Raw genomic sequence first — 5,752 nt, forward strand, 5'->3', positions numbered from 1 at the left:
GTACAGGAAGCGGTTGGCGCTGGAGGGAAGGATCACTTCCTTGATCAGCAGCTTGACCACGTCGGCGAAGGCCTGCAGCAGGCCCCAGGGGCCGACCTTGTTCGGCCCCATGCGCACGTGCATCCAGCCGATGACCTTGCGCTCCCAGTACACGAACATGGCCACCGCCAGGATCAGCGGCACCGCGATGCACAGGATGTAGATGACCGGCCAGACCAGCTCGTTGAGGAGTTGTTCGCCCATGGATTACGCCTTGCTCAGGGTGATGGCCGCGCCGTACGGCGGCAGCGTGGCGGTCAGGTCGTGCGCGGCTTCGATCCATACCGCGCCATCCGGGACGGCCGGGTCGACCGCGACCGGCAACAGCGCATCGGCGATGCGCACCTGCGCGCCGGAGGTCAGGCCGTGGTGCATGGCCTCGTTGGCGTTCATGCGCACGGCCGCCGGACGGTTGATCGGATGCGCGTTCAGCGCCGTGGCCCGGCGCAGCACCGCATCGCTGCGGTAGATCGGCCAGGTTGCCAGGCGCACCAGCGTGCCGGCAGCCGACGCCTGGCGCGGGGCCAGCGCGGTGCCGTGTGCGGGCTGCGGACGCTCGGTGATGCCCTCGCGCAGGCCGGCCAGGTCGTCGAATTCGAAGCCGGCCAGCTGCAGCATGCCGCCGAGGGCGCGCAACACCTTCCAGCCCCCGCGCACCTCGCCCGGCGCCTTGGCGCCGGCAATGGCGCTCTGCGGCAAGCCATCCACGTTGACCAGCGTGCCGTCGGTTTCCGGCAGCAGCGCGATCGGCAGGATCACGTTGGCCACCTCGCGCAGCGCGGGGCTGGCGTAGGCGCTGAACGCCACCACCGCCTGCGCGCCGCGCAGCGCAGCCAGCGCCTTGGCGCCGTCAGCGAAATCGTGCGGCGGCTCGACGCCATAGAGCACGTAGCCCTTGCGGGGCTGGGCGAGCATCGCCTGCGCGTCCAGGCCACCGTTGCCCGGCAGCACGCCGCCCTGACCCAGGCCCAGCGCGTTGGCGCCGACCGGCAGCTCGTTGTAGCCCGCGCCGGTGGCCTGTGCGATGAAACGTGCGACGGCACGCAGCCACGAAGCCTGCGGGTGCGTCGAGGCGGCTTCACCGAGGATCACCACCGCCTTGCCGGCCTTGAGGACGGCAATCGCGTCGCGGTCACCCTCGTCATGCTGCGCACCGTTGATCGCGTCGGCCAGCGCGACCGGGGCGCTGGCGCCGTCAGCGACTGCAGCCTTGGCCAGCGCCAGCAGCGCATCGACCAGCGCCGCCGGCGACACGATCGCCTCGCCCGCGAGCGCATAGTTGAATCCGAAGCGGGCCGGGTTGACCGTGTACACCTTGGCGCCGCGCTTGACCGCCTGGTGCAGACGATGGTTCAGCAGCGGCATTTCGTAGCGCAGATCCGCGCCCACCAGCAGCGCGCCCTGGACCAGGCTGACCTCGGCCACCGGCACCTCGAAGCGGGCCGCCACCGGGCGGTCGGACAGGTCGAGCTGGCGCAGGCGATGGTCGACATGCGCACTGCCCAGCCCGCGGGCCAGACGCACCAGCAGGTCGCCTTCCTCGTTGGTGGTCGCAGGGGAAGCCAGGATGCCCAGCTCGCTGCCCGGTACCGACTTCAGCGCCTCGGCGGCGGCCGAGAGCGCCTCCTCCCAGCTGGTTTGCTGCCACTGGCCATTGCGCTTGATTTCCGGCGCATGCAGGCGATCAGTGGCGTACAGGCCCTGGTAGCTGAAGCGGTCGCGGTCGGACAGCCAGCACTCGTTGATCGCTTCGTTGTCGCGCGGCACGGTGCGCAACACTTCGCCGCGGCGCGTGTGCAGCCACAGGTTCGAACCCAGCGCATCGTGGTAGGCGATCGACGGACGCGCGATCAGCTCCCAGGCGCGCGCCTTGAACTGGAACGGCTTGTTGGTCAGCGCGCCGACCGGGCAGACGTCGATGATGTTGCCCGAGAGCTCGGTCTCGACCGTCTTGCCGATGTACGTGCCGATCTGCAGGTTCTCGCCGCGGTTCATGCCGCCGAGTTCGTAGGTGCCGGCGATCTCGCTGGTGAAGCGCACGCAGCGCGTGCACTGGATGCAGCGGGTCATCTCGGTGGCGACCAGCGGCCCGATGTTCTCGTCGGCGATGGTGCGCTTGCGCTCGGTGTAGCGCGACACGCTGCGGCCGTAGCCCAGCGCCACGTCCTGCAGCTCGCACTCGCCGCCCTGGTCGCAGATCGGGCAGTCCAGCGGGTGATTGATCAGAAGGAACTCCATCACGTCCTTCTGGAACTTCAGCGCCTTGTCCGAGCGCGTCATCACCTTCATGCCCTCGGCCACCGGGGTCGCGCAGGCCGGCTGCGGCTTGGGCATCAGCTTGCCGCCCATCTCCACGTCGACCAGGCACATGCGGCAGTTGGCGGCGATCGGGAGCTTGCGGTGGTAGCAGAAACGCGGGATCGCCACGCCGATCGAGTCGGCGGCTTCGATGATCATCGCGCCCTTGCGGATCTGCGTGGGCTTGCCGTCGACCTCGATGTTGACGAGATCGGGGGCGGTGGTGGTCGGCTGCGCGCTCATCAGGCGGCGACTCCAAGCTTGTCGTCGGTCATCGAGCGCCCGTGCTCGACGAAGTATTCGAATTCGTTCCAGAAGTGGTGCAGGAAGCCCTGCACCGGCCAGGCGGCGGCCTCGCCGAAGGCACAGATGGTGTGCCCTTCGATCTGGCCGGCGACCGCCTTCAGACGATGCAGGTCGTCCTCGGTGCCCTTCCCTTCCACGATGCGGCTGAGTACGCGGTACATCCAGCCGGTGCCTTCGCGGCACGGGGTGCACTGGCCGCAGGACTCGGCCATGTAGAAGCGCGCGATGCGGTGGCAGGCGCGCACCATGCAGGTGGTGTCGTCCATCACGATGACGGCACCCGAGCCCAGGCCCGAGCCGGCCTTCATCAGGCTGTCGTAGTCCATGGTGCACTCGAGCATGGTGGCTGCCGGCAGCACCTTCATCGAGGAGCCGCCCGGGATCACCGCCTTGAGCTGGTTGCCGTTGCGCACGCCGCCGGCCATCGCCAGCAGGTCCTTGAACGGCGTGCCCAGACGGATCTCGAAGTTGCCCGGATTGTTCACGTGGCCGGAGACCGAAAAGATCTTCGGGCCACCGTTGTTCGGCTTGCCGAGATTGAGGAACCAATCGGCGCCGTTGCGCAGGATCGCCGGCACCGAGGCATAGGTCTCGGTGTTGTTGATCGTGGTCGGCTTGCCGTACAGGCCGAAGTTGGCCGGGAACGGCGGCTTGAAGCGCGGCTGGCCCTTCTTGCCTTCCAGCGACTCCATCAGCGCAGTCTCTTCGCCGCAGATGTAGGCGCCGGCGCCGAGCGCGGTGTAGATGTCCACATCGATGCCGCTGCCGCCGATGTTCTTGCCCAGCAGGCCGGCCGCGTAGGCCTCCTTAAGCGCCGCCTCGAAGTGCTCGTACGGCTCGTGGTGGAACTCGCCGCGCAGGTAGTTGTAGGCGACGGTCGAACCGGTGCAGTAGCAGGCGATCGCCAGGCCCTCGATGACCGCGTGCGGGTTGTAGCGCAAGATGTCGCGGTCCTTCGCCGTGCCCGGCTCGGACTCGTCCGAGTTGCAGAGGATGTACTTCTGCATCGTGCCCTTGGGCATGAACGACCACTTCAGGCCCGTGGGGAAGCCCGCGCCCCCACGGCCGCGCAAGCTCGACTTCTTGACCTCGTCGATCAGGCCGGCCGGATCGGGCTTCTCGGCGAGGATCTTGCGCCACGCCTTGTAGCCGTCGACCTTTTCGTAGCTGTCCATCGACCACGGCGTGTCGAAATGCAGCGTGGTGTAGACGACCTGGTGGTCCTGGGGTGCGGGTCCGACCGGACCGGTACTCGTCGCCATGCCGTTACTCCAGCCCATCCAGGATCTCATCGAGCTTCTCGGGCGTGAGCCGCTCGTGGTAGTGACCGTTGACCGTCATCGCCGGCGCATACACGCAGGCGGCGATGCACTCCTCTTCGCGCTTGAGGTACACGCGCCCGTCCGGCGTGCTTTCGCCGAGCTTGACGCCGAGCTTCTTCTCGCAGTGGCGCACCAGGCCCTCGGCGCCGTTGAGCCAGCACGAGATATTGGTGCAGATGGCCACGTTGTTGCGGCCGACCGGCTTGGTCTCGAGCATCGAGTAGAAGCTCGCCACCTCGTAGCCCCACACGGCGGGCAGGTCGAGATACTTCGTCACCGCCACGATCAGGTCGTCGGTGAGAAAGCCCTTGTTCTGCTCCTGCGCGGCGAACAGCGCCTGGATCAGCGCCGAGCGCTTGCGGTCGGCCGGGAACTTGGCGACCCATTCGTCGATGTGGTGGCGGGTGTGCTCGCTGAGCACGACGAGCGGATCGACGTGCTTGACCTGCTCGTAATTTCCGGTGGCCTTCATGGGAATCTCCGTGGTGCCGGCTTAGCGGTCGACTTCGCCGAACACGAGATCGTAGGTGCCGATCATCGCCACCACGTCGGCCAGCATGTGGCCCTTGACGGTGGCGTCCATCGACGAGAGGTGGGCGAAGCCCGGCGCGCGCAGGTGCACGCGGAAGGGCTTGTTGGCGCCGTCGGAGACCAGGTAGCAGCCGAACTCGCCCTTGGGCGCCTCGACCGCGCAGTAGGTTTCGCCGGCGGGCACGCCGTAGCCCTCGGTGAACAGCTTGAAGTGATGGATGAGCGCTTCCATGCTCTCCTTCATCTCCGCGCGCGAAGGCGGCGCGACCTTGAAGTTGGTCACCATCACCGGACCGGGATTGGCGCGCAGCCAGTCCACGCACTGCTTGATGATGCGGTTGGACTGGCGCATCTCTTCGACGCGCACCAGGTAGCGGTCGTAGCAGTCGCCGTTGACGCCGACCGGGATGTCGAAGTCCATCTCGGCGTATTTGGCGTAGGGCTGCTTCTTGCGCAGGTCCCATTCCACGCCCGAGCCGCGGATCATCGCGCCGGTCATGCCCCAGGCCTTGGCCATTTCCGGGCTGATCACGCCGATGCCGACGGTGCGCTGCTTCCAGATGCGGTTGTTGGTCAGCAGGTCTTCGTACTCGTCCACGCGCGAGGGGAAGATGCGCGTGAACTCCTCGATGAAGTCCAGCATCGAGCCTTCGCGGGCCGAGTTGATGCGCTTGAGGTCCGCGCCCTTGTGCCAGGGCGACTCCTTGTACTGCGGCATGCGATCCGGCAGGTCGCGGTAGACGCCGCCCGGGCGGTAGTAGGTCGCGTGCATGCGCGCGCCCGAGACCGCCTCGTAGACGTCCATGAGTTCCTCGCGCTCGCGGAACGCGTACAGGAACACCGCCATCGCGCCCAGGTCGAGCGCATTGGAGCCGATCCACATCAAGTGGTTCAGGATGCGGGTGATCTCGTCGAACATCGTACGGATGTACTGCGCACGCTCCGGCGCCTCGATGCCCAGCAGGGTCTCGATCGCGCGCACGTAGGCGTGCTCGTTGCACATCATCGAGACGTAGTCCAGGCGATCCATGTAGCCGATCGACTGGTTGAACGGCTTGGACTCGGCCAGCTTTTCGGTGCCGCGGTGGAGCAGGCCCACGTGCGGGTCGGCGCGGACCACGGTCTCGCCGTCCATCTCCAGCACCAGGCGCAGCACGCCGTGCGCGGCCGGATGCTGCGGGCCGAAGTTCATCGTGTAGTTGCGGATTTCCTGCATGACGTCGCGGCCCTTCAGTTCTGGCGCCAGTTGTCGGCGG

The 5,752-nt window shown here is 67.3% G+C and carries 5 protein-coding genes; all 5 read right to left on the minus strand.

Annotated features, from left to right (window positions below):
• Positions 1-243: NADH-quinone oxidoreductase subunit H (locus tag VFH59_RS14085; RefSeq protein WP_325165540.1), on the minus strand; the 243-nt coding region annotated here is incomplete at its 3' end.
• Positions 244-246: 3 nt separating this feature from the next.
• Positions 247-2,580: an NADH-quinone oxidoreductase subunit NuoG gene (gene nuoG, locus VFH59_RS14090; protein WP_325165541.1), complete on the minus strand. Its 2,334-nt coding sequence runs from the start codon at positions 2,578-2,580 to the stop codon at positions 247-249.
• Positions 2,580-3,905, minus strand: a complete 1,326-nt coding sequence (gene nuoF / locus VFH59_RS14095) for an NADH-quinone oxidoreductase subunit NuoF (protein ID WP_325165542.1) — start codon at positions 3,903-3,905, stop codon at positions 2,580-2,582. The genes nuoG and nuoF overlap by 1 nt, the downstream gene beginning before the upstream one ends.
• Positions 3,906-3,909: 4 nt before the next feature.
• Positions 3,910-4,437, minus strand: a complete 528-nt coding sequence (nuoE, locus tag VFH59_RS14100; protein WP_325165543.1) for an NADH-quinone oxidoreductase subunit NuoE — start codon at positions 4,435-4,437, stop codon at positions 3,910-3,912.
• A 21-nt stretch (positions 4,438-4,458) separates the two neighbouring features.
• Positions 4,459-5,712: an NADH-quinone oxidoreductase subunit D gene (locus tag VFH59_RS14105; protein ID WP_325165544.1), complete on the minus strand. Its 1,254-nt coding sequence runs from the start codon at positions 5,710-5,712 to the stop codon at positions 4,459-4,461.
• Positions 5,713-5,752: the final 40 nt, after the last annotated feature.

Origin of the sequence: Frateuria sp. (assembly GCF_035695185.1) — a bacterium.
Lineage (GTDB): Bacteria > Pseudomonadota > Gammaproteobacteria > Xanthomonadales > Rhodanobacteraceae > Frateuria_A.